Here is a 19222-nt window from a genome sequence, read left to right on the forward strand (position 1 = left end):
CTTGTTGATGGCATTATGTTGCAAATATATGTATTTAGATTTATTATAAATAAGTGAAATTTAAAATATTATTTGAGTTAAATCAAATTAATAGCGGGTTTAATCGCCCTTTTCTAGATTAAATAATTTATTTTTAATCGTTTTAAATAAAGATATGTACATTTGTATGCGTCTTTATGCGTACTTTAATACATCTTACTATGAAGCATTCCACATGGACGGGTTTAACCCTCGCCTTGAGCGTATTGGCAGCGGACAGGCTGCATGCGCAAAGCATACAGCAGCCGACAGTGAAAACTCCGACGACTTTTGCCATTGTCGTCGACCAGCATACTTACGATCAGGCAAAGCCGGAGATCGACGCTTATCGGACAGCGGTGGAAAAAGATGGCTTGGGGACATATATTATCTCAGGCCACTGGAGCAGACCGGACGAGATCCGGACCATATTGCGGGAGCTCTATGGCAAACAGCAGCCCCTGGAGGGGACAGTGCTGATCGGTGATATTCCGATTCCCATGCTGCGCGATGCACAGTTTTTGACCTCAGCCTTCAAGATGTCGCAAAACATCCGGTGGGATAAGTCTTCGGTGCCTTCTGACCGCTACTACGATGACTTTGACCTGCAGTTTGACTTTATCCGGCAGGATACGGCCAAGACACGCAGCAACTATTTCTATTATTCCCTGGGTGCCAATTCGCCGCAATATTTACAGCTGGATATCTATTCGGCCCGCATTAAACCGCCGGTAGAAAATGGCGAGGATCCGATTGCCAAAATCAGGGCTTACCTGAAAAAAGTGGTGCGGCAGAAGGGGCAGGCCAGGGCGCTAAATGATATGGTCCTTTCCACAGGGCATGGCTACAATTCGAATTCGGTCAATGCGACAATCGGTGATGCCCTGGCGCTGAGGTCGCAGATGCCGGACCTGTTTCGCCCGGGAAACTCGGTCAAGTTTATCAATTTCCGCTCCGACAATTTTATTAAATTCAATCTGCTGAATGAACTGAAGCGGGAGGGACTGGACTTTGCCTACATGACCGGACATGGTACCGCGACGCTGCAGCTGCTCAACGGCTACCCGCTGGCATCCAATCCGCAGCCCTCGATGGAGAATGTAGCACGTTACCTGCGCTCCAAACTGCGGTCGGCAAAAGAAGATGGCCGCGATGTGGAAGCGGTAAAAAAATCCTTTATGGAATCTCTTGGCGTAAATGAAAAGTGGATGCTGGATGCCTTTGATCCCAAAAGCATCGCGGCGGATTCGCTTTTTAACGACGACATGGATATGCAGATCCACGATGTCAAAGATGCGCATATCAAAGCACCGCTGGTTTATCTAAATTCCTGTCTGACGGGCTCCTTTCACCTGCCCAATTATCTGGCGGGTTATTACCCCTTTTCTGATAATGACAATGTCGCAGCGGTGGCCAACTCGGTCGGCGTGCTGCAGGATCTGTGGCCGGGGGAACTGATGGGACTGTTGCAACATGGTGTACGGGTGGGCAATTGGATGAAACATATGGCCTACCTGGAGACGCATATCCTGGGAGATCCGACCTATCATTTCGCCGGAGATGCCGGACAGCGGTTGAAAATCAATACGGCTATCGGTGCACATGATGGGCGTGTCAGCTACTGGAAGACGCTACTGAAAGAAAATGATGCCGACCTGCAGGCGCTTGCCCTGGTTTACCTCTCACGGCTATTGCCCGAAAAGGAACTGAGTCCTTTGTTAAAACAATATTACTTTCAGTCGGCATTTGAAACAGTACGTACCCAGGCATTTATCCAATTACGGCAACTGGAAAATCCAGATTATTTTGAGGTATTGCATGCCGCGAAATCGGATTCGTATGAGTTTATACGCCGTTCGGCAGTGTATGACCTGGCAGAGTTTGGCGGCAACGATTTTGTGAAGGACATGATCCAGCTCTATGTCAGTGATCCGCATTCGGAGCGTGTGGGATACCGTCTGCGCACCTCGCTGAGTTTTATGGACCCGATGTTGGTCAGACAGGAGATCGACCGGCAGATTCGCCTCAACCCCGACCTGAGCAACGGTAAACTTCTGGCGGAAAAGCTTGACCAGATTGTCGCTTCCGGTGAGCGGGCTACCCAGGCACTGGAGAAAAAGATTTTAAACAAGGACGAGAAGGAGAAGGAACGAATGAATGAGATCCGTACCATGCGGCTGTACCGTTACCACCGGATGGTGCCGACATTGATCGCGACAGCCCTGGACAAGGGCAATTCGCCGGATATCCGCGTCACAGCGCTTGAAGCACTGAGTTGGTTCCCGCTGTCTTATCACCGCACTGCGATCGGGGAGGCCTGTACGCAGCTGCTAAATTCGGACGCACCGGAAGCCGTGAAAAATCAGAGCTTAAAAACAAAAAATAGCATGGCTGGATTTTCAAAAAAATAGGCCCTTAAGCCGCTTGCCCCCAAAATTTAGACTATTTTGGGGGCAATGCATTTATTTTGCGGAACGTTTTTTATCGTCTTGTGACCTGTTTCTTTTGAAAATTTCTTTCACACCGCCTTTTGTTAAAATAAGCGTATTATAAATGCCACTTTTGTCTGCGACAAACTCAACCGTCCTGTCGTTGTCGTCCGTTCTGAAAAATTTTGTGCTGGATTCGGGGACAAGTTCCCTTTCCATATCATTGTAATAGAGTTTGCCATCTACGCTCAGGATCTGAATCGCATCGTATTGACCCACATAGCTTTTGTATAACGCTGTATCCAACTGTACACGATGATGCCGGTAGGGAAGTTCGACTTCTTTTCCAAAGGCAATGGCCGAAAGCCCGTAAGCGATGATATGGGACTGGGATTCATTATTGGAAAGGACCGTGACGAAAAGCCTGTCATCCGTAAAACGGTTAAAGGAACTCATGGTGCCGAAAAAGCCACCATCGTGCGCAATCAGTTGATGCCCATGGTTATAAAAAGGGTTGATGATAAAGCCATAGCCCCAGTTTTCAGCGTTGTGTGGCGTAAACATTTTTTTCTTCATTTCGGCAGACAGGATAGTGGTTCCATATAGTGCTTTGTCCCACAGGGCCAGATCTTCTACGGTCGAATAAACGCCATCATGGCCAACATTGATCTGCCAGTTGATATAGGGATTGCGTATCAGGCCATGCTCGCTATGGCAATAGACCTTCGCCATTTTGGATACGATGGAGTCGTTGTTGCTGACCCCCGTATGCTTCATTCCGGCTTTGTCAAAGATATTTTTCCTTAAAAAGACAGCGTAGCCTTCACCTGAAACTTGCTCGATAATTTTAGCCAACAAATAATAACCGATGTTGCTGTACGCACTTTGGCTGCCGGGTGAAAATGCATACGGAATCTGCTTGATGGCTGCATAGGCCGAGTCGCTGCTGATGCTGGATAAAGCGATTTCTTTGAAACCCATGGCCAGTCCTGAACCATGCGATAGGAGCATATGGATGCTGACACTGTCGGCTTTGGGGTAATCCGGGAAAAATTTGCTGAGTTTATCATCAAGGGATAGCTGGCCGCGATCGACCAATTGTAGGATCGCGGTGGCGGTAAATTGTTTGGTCACTGATGCCAGCTGAAATTTGGTATCTAGGGTATTGGGAATAGACCACTCATAATCGGCCTGGCCATAGGCCTTTTTGAGTAATGGGACACCGTCCCTTGACACTAGGACCGTTCCGCTAAACTGATGGATAGTGACCTGTGCCTGCATGTAGCCGACCAGTTTCACAGCTGTACGCTGTTGTCCAACAACCAGCATCGGACACAACAGGATCAATAGGATAAGCTTCATCATAGAATGCATAATTTAATGATGCAGCAATGTTACCATTAAAAAAAACGCCGTCATTGTATTTTTGTAAACCCCTTAAATAAAAATCCATTTGATCTCGTTCCGCTCAAGGGCGGTTATCCTGGAAAAGAAAACTTTTGGTGTAAAGCCTGTTAATTTTTTAAAATCCCGGATCATGTGTGACTGGTCAAAATAATCCACACGATAGGCCTGGCCGATGTTGTTTTTATCGTCAAGGTGGCTTTGGATGGCCGCCCGGAACCGGACTATTTTTTTGAACTGAGCCGGGCTTTTACAGATATGCTGATCGAAATGTTTATTGATCGTTGTCCGTGACCGTCCGATTTGATGCGATAATTTGGTCATGGACTGATTGAGGTTGTCGGTATCGAGCATTTCGCCGAGCACATGTTCCAGCAAAGGATCGGCAAAAGGACGGAGTTTTGAGATCCAATAGGCTTCCAGGGCCTGGATGCGCTCCCGATGATCCGCCACGGAAAGAATGTCGGCCATCACCTCTTTATAGTCGTCGTGGGGATTAAAATCGGGGAAGGTGCCGCTGCTGTAATGCCGCAGGTCATGTGGTATAAAAGCATTTAACCCGAGGGGCTTGAAGTAGGTGGTGATTTCATTTATTTTTCCCTCGTAGCTGATCAGCACCGGCTCGTTAAAATCGCAGACCAAGTTGGTCTCTATCGGGGCCGTGGGACAATGGGTTGTGATTATTTTGTCTTGTGTGACAGAAGTTTTGGTCTGTTCGCTGATGGTCACAATGGTATAAATACTGGGAAAGGTAAAATAAGTGACGGGCCTCTCTTTTGCGGATTTTTCCAGGATATAAAAACACGCAATATAGCGCTTCAATAGGGGACTCTCAGGTTGATAGACTTTTAAGATCATTTTTTATACAGCTGTTTTTTTATCCTTCTTCATGGTTAAGGGTCGTCTGATGACTTTTTTAATTGGTATTGAACGAGGCTTTAAGTTACGCTTTTAATCGATGGGACAAGCCAAGAAATCAACGGTATTTGTGAAAATTTCGGCCGGTTAAAGAATAAAAAAGTGGCGGCGTCATGCCTCATTAAATCAATGAGTTGTGTAAATTTAGCAAAGTCCGATCAGTGCTGTCAGAAAATTTTAGGGAAAATCATAGATCTGCGGATCGCGTAGTATGAACGGATCGTTGGCTTACTAGTCAATAATTTGAAAAGAAGAAGAAAAATGAACAGATACCTACTAAACCTATTTTATGGCATTTTTGTATGTTTTTTCTATGGTCAACCCCTTTGGGCTGCTGAAAAATCCGGCGTTTCCATTGTTCCCGATCAATTGACCTGTGAATACCAGACAAACCCGCTCGGCGTAGATCAAAGGCAGCCTCGGTTAGGCTGGATATTGCAGGCAACCAATAGCAATGCGTATGGCCAGAGACAGCGCGCTTACCGAATTCTGGTGGATACGGACTCAGCTGCATTGGCCCACAAAAAAGGGGGCTGCTGGGATTCCGGTTGGATTCAATCATCCGATACACAACATATCCCGTATCAAGGTAAATCGCTGACTTCGGACCACGTCTATTTTTGGTGTGTTGCCGTTCAGGACGAACAAGGGAGTATATCATCGTATAGCCCGATCGCAAAATGGACAAGCGCACTATTTGACGAAAAGGACTGGACATCCAGCTGGATCGGAACAGGGGATAGCTTTCACCCGAAGGCAAAAGACTGTAATCTGGATGATCCCTGGTTCCGGAAAACGGTAACACTGGAGGACGCCGTTGCGGATGCCCGGATCTATGTCGCCTCGATCGGATTTCACGAACTCTATGTCAATGGGAAAAAAATCGGAAACCCGATTTTAACACCCGCAGTGACCGATCATAGCAAGCGGGCCCGGTATGTCACCTATGACATTGCGCCGTATCTGCATCGGGGTCAGAATACAATCGCCTTTTGGCTGGGTACCGGCTGGTCCATTTATGCGCCTTATGCAACGGCGGACAAACCCCGCGGTCCCATTCTTCGTGCACAGGCCTGTCTGTACGATGCAAGCGGAAAACAGCTCGCCGTGATCTCAACGGATAAAAGCTGGAAAACACACCCGAGCCCCAATAAGCTCCTGGGGAATTGGTCGCCGAACAATTTTGGCGGTGAATTGTTCGACGCGAATAAAGATATTCCAAATTGGAATTTGCCGGACTTTTCGGATCAATCCTGGAAGCATGCGAAGGAATTTCAGCCTAAGCTTGTGTTATCTGCCCAGGCTGTTGAAGACAATATTCTTTTTAAGGAAATCCGTCCAGTAGATATAACATCCCTGCCAAATGGTGATTATCGGGTTGATATGGGCGTTAATTTTGCGGGGTGGACCGAGATCGAAGTCAAAGGCAGTCCGGGTAAACGGATTGATTTCCTATATTCCGAACGCTCGCAGGAGGAGATGACCTTTAAAAATCGAAGTGCCTATATCGTCGGGCCAACGGGGCAGGGTACGTTCAGAAATAGGTTCAACTATAGTTCTGGCCGATGGATTACAATCCGGGGGGCAAAGGAAAAGCCGGAGCTGAGTGCGATAAAAGGATGGGCCATCCGTACCGGATTTATGCCGGTTACTGAATTTAGCTGTTCAGATAGTTTACAGAACTGGATCTATGACCGTATCGTATGGACCTACAGCAATCTTTCCCTGGGGGGAATGATCGTCGATTGTCCACAACGCGAACGTATGGGCTACGGGGGCGATGCGCATGCCACCTCAGAAACGGGTATGGCCAACTTCAACATGGCTGCATTCTATGAAAAATGGATGCAGGACTGGCGCGATGTGCAGGGCACCGAGTCTATGGTGGGCGATATGAACGATCCATCCTGGGCCCGAATAAAAGAAACCAGCGGCCGTATATTCAATAATGGGATCCTTCCGCATACAGCCCCTACGTATTGGGGTGGTGGTGGTCCGGCCTGGGGTGGAATTGTCGTTATGCTTCCTTGGAGTCATTATCAGCAATATGGTGACCTGAACATATTAAAAAACAATTTCAATCTGATCAAGACCTGGATCGCGTACATCAATACCCATGTACAGGATAACATCCTCCAGCCCTATGGTGGTACCTGGGACTTTTTGGGGGATTGGCTGTGGCCAAATGCGACTGCAGAGGGAATGAATAACAACAAAGCTGAAAACATTTGTTTCAATAACCTGTACAGGGTATACAACCTGCGGACCGCTGTCCGGATTGCTTTGGCGATCGGCGAAAAGGAGCATGCACAGGTATGGGAGCAACAAGCCGATCTAGCAGCGGATGCCATTAACAGCTTATTTTACAATACACAATTGCATCTGTATGCTGATGGTTCGATGGCCAATCAGGCGCTGGCGCTGTTGTCAGAAGTGGCAAAAGCGGATGACAGGGAAAAGATTCTTGAACAGCTGGCACAGGATATCATGGTCAACCGTCGGGGGCATATCCATGCAGGTATCACTGGTGGCGCATTGCTGTTCAAGTACTTGCGGTCTGCAGGTCGTCATGATCTGCTGTATAGCATGCTGAAACAGGAAACCTACCCGAGCTGGGGATATATGAAGGCCAATGGAGCCACAACGATATGGGAAATGTGGGAAAAAGACCTGCCGGGACATTCACTCCTCCATAGTTCATTTCTATATCCCGGCGCATGGTATATCGATGGGCTTGCCGGGATAAAACCATTGAACCCGGGATATCGCTCCTTTGTCATTCAGGTACCCAGAAGCCGGGAGGTGCCTATCAGCTGGGTGAAGACATCTTTTAGGTCGCCCTGCGGTCTGATCAAGATCCACTGGCAAAGGGATGCGGACAAACTGCAGCTGGAGGCGGTCGTTCCGCCCAATACGACAGCGACCCTAAAGGTGCCGAAGGAAGATCATATATTGATGCTGCCGGATGACAAAAGGATCCGTCCGCTAGCACCGGAAGATCATTACCTGGTCTTTGAATTGCAGCCCGGCGCATATCATTTTTAAGCTACGGTACGAAAATTTTTTTTACTCTTAACTTCTGACTATTGTTGTTTAATGGTCAGAAGTTTTTATATTTGTTTCGTACAACAACGACACTATAGCCGATTTGATTTGGGACAGTCTTTTTGAGCTATAGTATTGGTCAAAAAATGACGTGAAAGATGAAATATTACTTACTAACCTTTGCTGTTTCGGCCCAGGTGCTGGCCAAACGTGCTGACCTAATCACCTATCTAAGTCGGCATATTGCTGATTTAAAATACATTTCAGCAGATTTACAGGATAAACTGTGTACGATTACCGTGCGAACCTTAAAACGTGATGAAGCGGCCATTCTTAATCTTATAGCGATCAGGGGGTTTAAAGCTGCGTTTTTGTCAGCGACTGAAAGTTCTTAACGACAGTCGCTGTTCAGCCACGTAACCGCTCTCTCTTATTAGAAAAAAAATCTACTAGTTTAGTATACATTATTTGTTTTTATTCTTACATTTGTTTTATCGTAGTTTCAATTGGCGTTGGCGACGATCTAATCACAATCTAAACAAAGTAAAAATGAAACAGCATTATCTAAACCATCCTTTCAACGTAAGTCAAATACCCTTCCCAGATGCACATGTAGCGTTCTCAGCGCGACGAATGTGTTGCTAGTACTTTTTCTCCAATTTTCCAGATAACAGGAACAACAGGCTATTTATTGCTTGCTGTCCTCGGCTATAAATAGGTTTATGGCCTGCACATCTATTTTTTTTAAACTAAACTTTCTACCTATGAAAAAGAGAAGAATACTGCATTATTCTGCCTATCTGTTACTGGCAGGCCTGGCCGCAAAGCCATGTTATACCTACGCACAGGATGCGCCAAAAACGATTATAAATGCCTCCTTTAGAGGACTGGTTATTGATGCCGAAAATGGGCAGGCGATCGAAGGGGCCACGGTCAAGCTCTATGGCGTCACCCATGCCGTGACGACAGACAGAAAGGGCAATTTTGCTTTTGTTACCGGACAAAAACTGCCGGCACGTGTCGTGGTATCTTCTGTCGGTTATAAAGAACAGGTAGCCCTCATTCAGGAACAGGGGGATACCGTACGTTTGGTGCGGGATGATCGGGCACTCGAAGAGGTTGTCGTGGTGGGCTATGGTACGCAAAAGCGGAAAGATTTTACCGGTGCAGCAGCCAGTATCTCGGCTGAGGCGATCAAAGATGTTCCCGTCCAAAGTTTTGACCAGGCCTTGGCTGGCAAAGCCTCAGGAGTCAGTATTTCTTTACCGAATGGCTTGCTCAATAACCCGCCGGTCATCCGCGTGCGGGGACTCAATTCGATATCCCTCAGTTCATACCCCTTGATCGTCATTGACGGTATTCCCGTGAATACGGGCAATATCGGTTCGTCCAACGTGGCCAACAATCCGCTCGCGGATATCAATCCGTCGGATATCGAATCCATTGATGTCTTAAAGGATGCGGCTTCGACCTCCATCTATGGCTCACGGGCGGCTGGGGGCGTACTGATCGTGACGACAAAAAAGGGAAAACAGGGGCGCGCAAAGGTCACCTATGATGTCTGGGGATCGGCTGTCTCCGCAGCACGCCTGCCCAAACTACTGAATGCCACTCAGTATATAGCCATTAAAAATGAAGCGGTACTGAACAACAAGATTTTGTCAGGAAACGGGAATAATGACAAGGTGGCCAGTGAACTGTTCTTTCCGCAGTACGACGCCAATGGCAAGCTGGTCGAAACCAATTGGTATGATCATGTCTATAACACGGGCTATAGCCACAATCATAGCCTCGCCGTGAGCGGAGCCAATGCAAATACGCAGTACTATTTTTCGGCAAATTACTCGGATCAGGAGGGCTTCTTTGCAAAAAACAGTTTTGACCGCAAGGGCCTGCGCTTTAATATCGAACATAAGGTAAATGACTGGTTTGCGCTGGGAAGCAATTTGACTTATAACAATACGTTCAACGATGCCAAAAATTCGGGCTCATTGCCCAGCAGCCAGTTGCTGCTGATCGGCGGCGCACGGTTGGCGCTGGTATTGCCGCCAAACGTAGCGGCTTATAAGGAGGACGGTACCTACAATTTGAGCAGTACGGGTTTATTGGGACCCGGAGCCAACTTATTTACAAATACACTGTACAATCCGGAGGCGCTCTTTGCCTACAGTAAATATACCACTGGTAATGATCATATCCTGGGCAATGTGCATGCTTCGCTCAACTTGTTGAAGAATCTCAAATTCACGACGACCTATGCCGTAGACCGTAACCTCTCGACCACCAAAACCTATTTGAGCCCCAATCTGGGTTCATCAGGCTATTCAAACGGTGGATCGGTCAGTAATGTAAGCAGCCTCCGCAACAACTGGAATTTTACCAATAGCTTGAGTTATGATCAAGTTTTTGCCGAAAAGCATGCCTTGTCGTTCCTAGTGGGTTACGATATACAAAAATATGACAACGATAGTTGGAATGCATCGCAAAACAACGCATCTGATCCATTTTTTGAAAACTTTCAGGGCAATTGGACAACTCTTTCCGGCGCAGGCGGGAGTATTTCTGAGCGTTTCTACCGCTCCACCTTTGTAAGGGCTACCTATAATTATAACAAACGTTATTTCCTGACGGCTAATTTTAGGAGAGACGGCAATTCGGCTCTTGGTGCCAACAACAAGTACGGTGATTTTGGTGGGCTGTCACTGGGCTGGTCTGTTTTTGAAGAAGATTTCTATAAGAACGGCAGCCTGGCAAACCTGCTGGGCGACTTGCGCTTCCGCGGGAGCTGGGGTAAGGTCGGAAATGGTAATCTCTCGGCCTATGAATCGCTCAACCTGTATAGTTCATCGCTCTATGGAACAGCGCCTACCTGGAGCATCTCGCAGGCAGGCAATCCGGATCTGGGCTGGGAGACTTCCGAACAGACCAATCTGGGGCTGAGCCTGGATCTGGCACACAAACGCCTACATGTGGATGTGGATTATTTTAGGAACAACGTAAATGGACTCATTCTGGATGTGCCACAATCGCCTTCAAAGGGTATCCCGGGCAATAGCATCCTCAAAAATGTCGGCAGCATGTATAACCGGGGGATCGAGTTTGCCATCAGTGGGGATATCGTCCGAAAAGGGGATTTTGCCTGGAACTCATCGCTTAATTTTACCCATGTAAAAAATAAGGTCACATCCCTTTCTGAGGGCAATGCGGATATCATTGGCTATACGCATACCACCACTGAAGCCAATAATATTACACGTGTAGGCTACGCGGTGGGCAGCCTGTACGGTGCTTTAACCGACGGTGTAAATCCTGAAAATGGACAGCGGATATTTATCAATAAAAATGGCGAGCGCGTGCAATATAGCGCTGCTGTGGCCTCCGGGCAAAGTAATTGGACTTATCTTGACGGCAGCGTCGCCAGTCCGATCACCGTAGGAGACTATCGGGTATTGGGTACAGCGCTACCAACCTGGTATGGCGGTTTTAATAATTCCTTTCGGTATAAATCCTTTGATGCGGCGGTCAACTTCACCTTTGCCGGCGGCAATAAGGTCATGAATGGTACACGGGGTACGCTTCTGGACCAGCGCTTTTACAACAACTCGGTCGAGGTGCTCGATAGGTGGACCACAGCAGGGCAGCAGACCGACATTCCACGATTGGTCTATAATGATGTGATATCAAATGGTTCTGCCGGATTTTCCATTGACCAGAATGCTGAGAAGGCTGATTTCCTACGTTTGCAACAGCTTACCTTGGGCTATACATTCCGTGGAAACCTGTTTAATACCATCGGTCTTTCCAGCATCCGTATCTACGGGCAGGCATCCAATCTATTCTTGATTACAGGGTATTCGGGCACAGATCCGGAGTCTTCCTCGAATGGAAATTCCAATACCTCAATTGGCGTGGAAAAGAATTCGATCGGCCAGGGGCGCACCTGGACGGCTGGTTTAAATGTCTCATTCTAAAAATCTGAAAACATGAAAATTAATACCAAAAAAAATATCTACCTGGTCGGCACATTATTCCTTTTATCCACCTTGAATTCCTGTAAAAAAGATAGCGGATTATTTCCTGTACCGACGACATCCATATCCGATAAAAACGTATTTGATACACCTGCGCGGATCGAAGGAATTGTCAATGGTATTTATAAAAACTTGAAAGGGGCCAGCTTATATGGTGGCCGCTACCTCCTTTATCAGGATGTCCGTGGGGAGGATTTTATCAATGTCACGGCCAACAGCTATACAGCTTATGAAAGCTGGAACAATTCCTATAGTTCGGGATCCAATGATGTCAACAACCTCTGGTCTGCTGCTTACAGCACGATTAATGGCGCTAATATCCTGATCGACGCACTTAGCCCCGGTACTGAAGTCATCAGCCCGGAGCTGTCCAAGGCCTATATTGCGGAAGCGAAATTTTTACGGGCAGTTTCTTATTTCAGCCTGGTGACCGTATTTGCACAGCCCTACAACAAAGACCAGGGCGCCTCTCCGGGCTTGCCACTGCGGCTAAAGGCTGAAACTGACGGAAACAACAATGATCTGGCCCGCAGTACCGTTGCCGAGCTGTACAAACAGATCTTGAGTGACCTTGATGCGGCCGAAAAAGATTTGCCGGAAAACTATTCCACCGCGCTGCTCAATACGACACGTGCGCATAAAAATACAGCCCGGGCATTCAAAACCAGGGTTTACCTGACCATTAATAACTATGCAAAGGTACTGGAGGAAGCAAAAAAGATTGTCCCGCAGCAGGCCGCGCCTTTTAAAGCGCTGCAAGGCGTTGCGCATGAGTTACAGGCAGATATTACGTCTATTTTTGGGAGCAATTATACCACGACAGAATCCATTCTGAGTATGCCGATGAGCACAACGGATGCGCTGTCAGGACAATCTGCGATAGGATATGTCTATCTTGTCAATAAAGAATATTATCTTAATCCCACCGGTATTTTAAGCGATCCCCAATGGGATGTGGCAGATAAGCGGCGGAGCCTCCTGCAGGTAAATGGGGGCAAGCAATACCTGAAAAAGTATGCTAAGGCCTCGCCCTATGTAGACTATATTCCGGTGATCCGCTACGCTGAAGTGCTGTTAAATTATGCCGAAGCTGCTGCGCAGACTGAACAGCTTTCGATCGCGGAAGCACTTTTAAAGGCCGTGCACCAACGTTCGGATGCCAGTTTTGTATTCCCTGGCGCCTCCCTGTCCGGTAAAACGGCCATTTTGGAAGCAATAGCGAAGGAAAGGCGCATCGAGCTGCTCGGTGAGGGATTGCGGGGGCATGATCTCCTGCGTCAGTTAAAAGCGCTACCAGCAAAAGGAGATGCCAGTATACAGACGCCCAGCGTGCCTATAAGTGCCCAGAACTATATTTTTCCGGCGCCGAATACGGAATTGGCGACCAATAAACTTTTTAATTAAATCAGTTGAATATGAATAATACAAGCAAACTCATCCTCCCTTTATTGCTGGTCAGTGGGGGAGTCTTACAGGCACAAGAGCAGACTTTATCTCTCAATGGTACGGTGAAGAACGGCGAGGTAGCTGTGGTCTATCTGCAACGCTTTGAAAATAAAATATTTACAGTGATTGATTCTGCTGAGGTCAAAAACGGTGGATTTTCCTTCCGACGGCAGATTCCACTGCCCGATCTGTATGGTATTTCGACACAGCGGGATGTCATACCGAGCTATGTTTTCCTGGATGCCGGCGATAATAAAGTGACGATTGACGCAAAAGATGAGAACAAGCAATCGGTATCGTTGTCCGGCTCAAAAAGCCAGCAGCTCTTTGAGGAATATCGGGCGCAGCGAAAACCGGATATTCGGTCTTTTATCCAAAAATATCCGGATAATATCGTATCTAGCTACCTGCTGTACAGGGAATGGTCTTATCGATTAAGTCCGGAAGAACTTGAAGCGAACATTGCATTGCTCTCCCAGCGGCAACAGCAATCGCGTTACATACAGGATCTCCGAAAAATTATTGCGGTCACCCGCCAGGTCGCCGTAGGCAAGAAGGCCCCGGCCATTGTGGCCAATGATCCCGATGGTAATCCACAGGCGCTCTACGATCACTTGGGCAAATATACGCTGATTGATTTTTGGGCTTCCTGGTGCCCGCCATGCCGCAAGGAAAATCCGAATATTGTGGCCAACTACCAAAAATATAAATCCCAGGGTTTTGAAATTTACGCCATTTCGCTGGACAAAAATAAAGCAGCCTGGCAAAAAGGTATTGCGGATGACCAACTGACCTGGCAGCATGTCTCTGAACTGAAGTACTGGAACAGCGAGATTGCGGCCACCTATGCGGTACGTGCCATTCCAGCCAACTTTTTAGTGGATGATAAGGGGATAATCATTGCCAAGAATGTCCGTGGAGAGGAACTTGGCAACGTGTTGGACAGTTTGTTTCATCAGGGAAAAGCTGAGATTGGCGGACTAAAAAAGGATTTTAAGGGACAAAATCCCATTAGCTACGAATCCACCAAATCTCAGGCAATCGTGCAGCAGCAACGCGGTATTTTGTCCGTTGACCAACGTGTTTTTTTTACGAACGACTATGCGGGTGCCCGATTGAATGGGCTACAGAAATCAAATGATGGGGTGTATCATGTGCTAGTGGCTCCGGAACGTACGCCAATCAATCCTAGTCCATGGTATGGTTTTCAGGTCTGGGCTGCCCGCGATACGACGATAAAAATCCAGCTTGATTATCCATCTGGGGTACACCACCGCTACGATCCGAAAGTGAGCAAAGACGGAACGAACTGGAATAAGCTGACGGGTGCTTCCTTTGATCTTCCCGTCTCCGGTACGCGAACCTGGATCTCCGCCCAGGCAAATATTCCCTCCAAAGCCGTATATGACTGGATCGAGCGGGTAAATCCTACCGCGCATATCCAGAAAACTGAAGCGGGTAAAACGGTCCTTGGGAAAGCCATCAACGTGTATGTGGCGGGGGATCCTGCGAGTAAAAAGAGCATCGTCGTCCTCGGGAGACAGCATCCACCCGAAATTACAGGGCATTATGCCTATGCCAGTTTTGTCGAATACCTGCTTGGCAACAGCGAAGATGCCAAGTTATTTCGTGAAAAATTCCGCATTTACCTGATTCCCATCGTTAATTCGGATGGGGTAGATCTGGGGCATTGGCGTGCCAATGCAAACGGGGTAGATCTCAATCGGGACTGGTCCGAATTTAATCAGCCCGAAACTGCCGCGCTACGCGATTATTTCAACCGGGAAATTGGGGAGCAGGGGCGCCAGCTTTATTTTGCCATTGATTTCCATTCGACCGGAAGTGATATTTACTACACGGTAGATGCCGCATTGCCCAGCCGATTTCCGGGCTTTATCCCCAATTGGATCGCCAGTGTCAAGCAAGCTATTCCTGGATACGAACCCCTTGTAAAGCCCCTGTATCTCGGAGGACCTACATTTACTGCGTATAGCTATTTGTATAAAAATTATAATGCCGAAGCATTGGTCTATGAAATCGGCGATAACACCGACGCGGATTTTATCCAGCGCAAAGCGCGTATTTCTGCACAAAAACTAATCGAGAAACTGAATGAAAGCTAGTAAATATATCTCCTATAAATTTTATTTTGCCTGTCTGCTGCTGCTGGGGACTATTTTTCCGGTTTTTGCCAGAGCAGCGGCCGCTGACAGCCTGATTGTTGCGAGTGATCTGGTCCGAATAAAAAATATCGTTGATCTGCAGGTGAAACCAGACGGAAGTGAACTGGCTTATGCCGTGCGCGGTATTGTAGCGGATACGGCCAAACATGCCGGCTTTCGCTACGAAACGGTCTGGTATCTGAACAAAACGGCATCTTCTACAAGGGTAGAGCCGGTGAAAGTGGATCAGCAGTTTACGCAGATCCTGTATAGCCCGGATGGACGTAGGTGGGCGATTGGCAAGGATAGCAATAAGCGGGCGCAGCTTTTTTCCTTTCCCGCAGATGGGCAAAAGCCGCTACAGATAACGACATTGGCCCAGGGACTGGGCACAGCAAGATTCAGCCAGGACGGTTCGAAAGTACTGTTGTCGAGCAGCTACAGCCTCGACGATCTCGTGAGAAGTAAAGATTTCAATGCTGCTGGCCATGTACCACCCTGGTCATTGGAGAAACCCGGTGATAGCAAGAATGCTTCTTTGTTGGCTGAGCCTGCGCAAGAAAATCGTGACGGAAGTCTGCCTGGAATAATAGCCTATCTCAAACACGACGAAAAGGAAGGTATTGCCAAAGTGACCAATAAATTGCAGTTTCAAACAGAGAACTCAACGACGGGCGAAATCCGCTTTACCCATTGGTATATCCTGGACCTCTCTGCCAAAACACAGCCTGTGCCACTAACGCAGGGCTTTCGAAGCTATTCGGGCGCCGAATTTTTGGGGAATAAGAAGGTGCTTTTGAGTGTGGAGACTGAAAATGGCCTGCATCCGGATCGTGTCGTAGCTACTGATCTTGTGCTATTGAACCTTGATTCCCGGCAAAGGGAAGTTATTTTGGGGGATAGCATCCATCGCTATCAGGTGGCTGCGGTATCCGCATCGGGAAAATGGGTAGCCGTGAACCGTGGCCAGCAGAATGCACTGACTGTCGGTGAGCTGTATCTCTATGATACGCAAACTTGGAAAAGCTTTAGCCTGGCCGTGGATCGTAGTTTGAGCAATGTGCAGTTTTCGCCCGATGAAAAGTCAGTGTATTTTATTGCATCGGATCGCGGCGGGCGGACGATAAATCGTGCGGATCTAAAAACCGGAAGTATCCGTAGCTTGAGTTCGGTAGATGAGGGGATCGGTGATTATTGGGTAAATGGTCACAAAGCATTCTATACGAAAACGACTTTTGCCAATCCATCGGAGCTGTACCAGGCAGACGCCAACTTTAAGCATGCATCTGCCATCAGTGATATCAATTCAGGCTGGCTATCGGGAAAGAATATAGGTACTGCACAGAAGGAAAGTTTTCGAAATGAAAAGGGACTTGAGGTGGACTATTGGCTGTTGAAACCTGTCAATTACCAAGAAGGGAAGCGCTATCCTTTACTGGTGGAAATTCATGGTGGGCCAGCATCGATGTTCGGACCTGCGGATGCCAGCATGTGGCTTGAATACCAATACTTTCGTGCGCGGGGCTATGCGGTATTGTTTTCCAATCCCCGCGGTTCGAGCGGCTATGGAGCTGATTTTTTAAAGGCTAATTTTAAAGACTGGGGTACGGGGCCGGCACGTGATGTGCTGGAAGCCGTTGACCGGTCGCTCGCGACAGGTATCGTAGACAGCGCACAGCTGTTTATCACGGGAGGCTCCTATGGCGCTTATCTGACCACTTGGATATTGGCGAATGACAGCCGATTCCGTGCGGCATCGAGCCAACGTGGTGTATATGACCTTTACGTCTTTTTTGGCAGCGCCAATGTGTGGCCGATGTTGAAACGTTATTTTGGCGGGTTTCCCTGGGAGAAGGGGATGCGGGATATCCTCCTAGCGCAATCGCCGACCACTTATGCCGAAAAGATAAAAACCCCCTTACTTATTTTTCATGGGGAGCAGGACAATCGTACCGGTCCGGTGCAGAGTGATTTTCTATACAAGCAACTCAAGTATTTGGGCCGCCAGACGGAATATGTCAGACACCCAGGGGCAGATCACGAGATCACACGCTCCGGAAACGTCGGCCAGCGACTCGATCAGTTGTTGCGAACTTATGAGTTTTTCGAACGGTATCGACCGTGATACTTAAGCTTAACGGTTACGATGCAGCATTTCATGTTTTCTTTTAAAGTCCCAACGGATTTATTGTTAGTTGCTTAGCTTGGTTGATTGCCGAGGAATAGACTCGGCAACCAGCCAAAATTCAGTCCACTAGGCCCATGAGCATATTGGCCAATTTTTTCGGTTCAGTCAGCATGACGTCGTGCCCAGTGGCGATCTCCCGATATTGCCAGTTGAGCTTGCGGTCAGCGCGAACCTTTTCGCTCATCTCCTTCATAATGGGGAGCTGTGGATACGTGCAGGCAATATAGACCAAGGGTAATCCATTCCCATATTGGTTTTTTAGGCGCAGTTGCTGGGCAAATGTACCGTAGGGCTGTGGGCTAAGTCTTTCCTTGACCCAGGAAACCATCTTGGGAGCTGTCACCCCAAATAATCCAACATCAAAAGGCGCGAAGTTTTCTTTCCGCTGAATATTTTTGAGCTGAAGCTCACGCACAGCCTCGGGCTGCAGCGAGATGGGGCTCTGGCCATCTTCAATGATCATGGCATCCAGAAAAATCAATTTGTGCAATCGTGATGGAATGCGGTCGGCAACTCCGGCAATCACGGCGCCGGCATAGCTGTGCCCCACGAGATATACCTCATGCAGGTCTTCCATCTCGATCAGGTTGACAATGTCCTGAATATGGGTGTCGATATCTACTGTCGGCTGGATCAGGTGTTTGCGCTCGCCAAGTCCAGTCAGCGTAGGAGAGTAGACCTTGTAGTGTGCATCAGTTAGCCTTTGTGCGACGTCTTGCCAGCACCAGCCACCATGCCAGGCGCCATGTACCAGCACATAGGTCGGGCGGCGATCTTGGTTTTGTGCGTAGCCGGATAGGATACCGCCTAATAGCAGGAGCAGCAGAAATAAAGTTCTCAATTGTTTCATTTTTTTTAATTTTATACTGTTTTTAATACCTGACAAAGGTATAGGCAAGCTTTTGTCCGCACAATAACTCATCCTGAAGTGAGTGGCTATAATTTGATATTTAAAATGGCAACACCCAGAAAAGAACAATCAACAAATACCGAAAATCTGCAGACTTTGGCACAGGCATGCGATGTGAACGAAGTGCTGCTGCAAATAGCACTGCGTTGGAAAATGCAGATTTTATATTGTATTGCAGAGGACGTATCGCAATTCAGTACCTTAAAAAAAATGTTTCCAACGCTTTCAGACCAGGTCCTGAGCAAACGGCTAAGAGAGCTCAAGGAGGAATCGCTGGTCGTTAGCGAGGATATTGAAAATACCACGCCACCGCAGATGCGCTACAGGCCAACAGCGAAAGGCAAGGAACTGCTCAGGATCATCCTGGATCTGCACCATTGGGGACTAAGATGGAAAAATGCCGACAGTAACTATTGCCAAATCAACCTAGAGGCCGGAGAGCTTGGGGAAAAGAATCATTAAGAGGCTAAGCGATACATCTTATAAAGCCATGGATAGATAGCGTCCAATTGTTGAAAATTTATCCTGCTAAGTTTAAATAGGATAGGGTCTGATGTCCTAAAAAGATTGAAATCTGGTCTTGAACAAGCGGGAGATAAACCAATTTATTTACTATTTTTCGACAAAATTAGTTGAAAGGCAACTTTGCTTTCTGAGGAAATAGTTAAAAA

General features: G+C 47.6%; 11 protein-coding genes. 8 read left to right on the plus strand and 3 right to left on the minus strand.

The window, feature by feature from the left end:
- Positions 1 to 200: 200 nt before the first annotated feature.
- The gene (locus HMAT_RS03420; protein ID WP_104381399.1) at positions 201 to 2429 is read left to right on the plus strand and encodes a HEAT repeat domain-containing protein; all 2229 of its coding nucleotides are present in this window, start codon (positions 201 to 203) and stop codon (positions 2427 to 2429) included.
- 51 nt (positions 2430 to 2480) lie between these two features.
- On the opposite strand, the gene HMAT_RS03425 is transcribed toward HMAT_RS03420, so the two are convergent.
- Together HMAT_RS03425 and HMAT_RS03430 are read right to left on the minus strand one after the other, a co-directional pair.
- Positions 2481 to 3812, minus strand: a complete 1332-nt coding sequence (locus HMAT_RS03425) for a serine hydrolase (protein ID WP_199768534.1) — start codon at positions 3810 to 3812, stop codon at positions 2481 to 2483.
- 72 nt (positions 3813 to 3884) lie between these two features.
- Complete coding sequence (locus tag HMAT_RS03430; protein ID WP_104381400.1) at positions 3885 to 4709, minus strand: AraC family transcriptional regulator; 825 nt, start codon at positions 4707 to 4709, stop codon at positions 3885 to 3887.
- 321 nt (positions 4710 to 5030) lie between these two features.
- On the opposite strand from HMAT_RS03430, the gene HMAT_RS03435 reads away from it, so the two are divergent.
- The 6 genes from HMAT_RS03435 (at position 5031) to HMAT_RS03460 (ending at position 17578) form a co-directional block, all read left to right on the plus strand.
- A complete protein-coding gene (locus HMAT_RS03435) occupies positions 5031 to 7814 on the plus strand; it encodes a family 78 glycoside hydrolase catalytic domain (protein WP_104381401.1) in 2784 nt (927 codons plus the stop codon).
- A 158-nt stretch (positions 7815 to 7972) separates the two neighbouring features.
- Positions 7973 to 8209, plus strand: a complete 237-nt coding sequence (locus HMAT_RS03440; protein WP_104381402.1) for a hypothetical protein — start codon at positions 7973 to 7975, stop codon at positions 8207 to 8209.
- Between the two features lie 369 nt (positions 8210 to 8578).
- Positions 8579 to 11785: a SusC/RagA family TonB-linked outer membrane protein gene (locus tag HMAT_RS03445; protein ID WP_158655592.1), complete on the plus strand. Its 3207-nt coding sequence runs from the start codon at positions 8579 to 8581 to the stop codon at positions 11783 to 11785.
- A gap of 12 nt (positions 11786 to 11797) precedes the next feature.
- A complete protein-coding gene (locus HMAT_RS03450) occupies positions 11798 to 13249 on the plus strand; it encodes a RagB/SusD family nutrient uptake outer membrane protein (RefSeq protein WP_104381404.1) in 1452 nt (483 codons plus the stop codon).
- Positions 13250 to 13260: 11 nt separating this feature from the next.
- The gene (locus tag HMAT_RS26910; RefSeq protein WP_158655593.1) at positions 13261 to 15414 is read left to right on the plus strand and encodes a redoxin domain-containing protein; all 2154 of its coding nucleotides are present in this window, start codon (positions 13261 to 13263) and stop codon (positions 15412 to 15414) included.
- Positions 15404 to 17578, plus strand: coding sequence for a S9 family peptidase (locus HMAT_RS03460; protein WP_104381405.1), 2175 nt, complete (start codon positions 15404 to 15406; stop codon positions 17576 to 17578). Before HMAT_RS26910 ends, HMAT_RS03460 begins: the two co-directional genes overlap by 11 nt.
- A gap of 121 nt (positions 17579 to 17699) precedes the next feature.
- On the opposite strand, the gene HMAT_RS03465 is transcribed toward HMAT_RS03460, so the two are convergent.
- Positions 17700 to 18620: an alpha/beta hydrolase family protein gene (locus tag HMAT_RS03465; protein WP_233789096.1), complete on the minus strand. Its 921-nt coding sequence runs from the start codon at positions 18618 to 18620 to the stop codon at positions 17700 to 17702.
- On the opposite strand from HMAT_RS03465, the gene HMAT_RS03470 reads away from it, so the two are divergent.
- A complete protein-coding gene (locus HMAT_RS03470) occupies positions 18597 to 19013 on the plus strand; it encodes a helix-turn-helix domain-containing protein (RefSeq protein ID WP_104381406.1) in 417 nt (138 codons plus the stop codon). The genes HMAT_RS03465 and HMAT_RS03470 overlap by 24 nt on opposite strands.
- Positions 19014 to 19222: the final 209 nt, after the last annotated feature.

Origin of the sequence: Sphingobacterium sp. HMA12 (genome assembly GCF_002933815.1) — a bacterium.
In the GTDB taxonomy this organism is placed as follows: Bacteria; Bacteroidota; Bacteroidia; order Sphingobacteriales; family Sphingobacteriaceae; genus Sphingobacterium.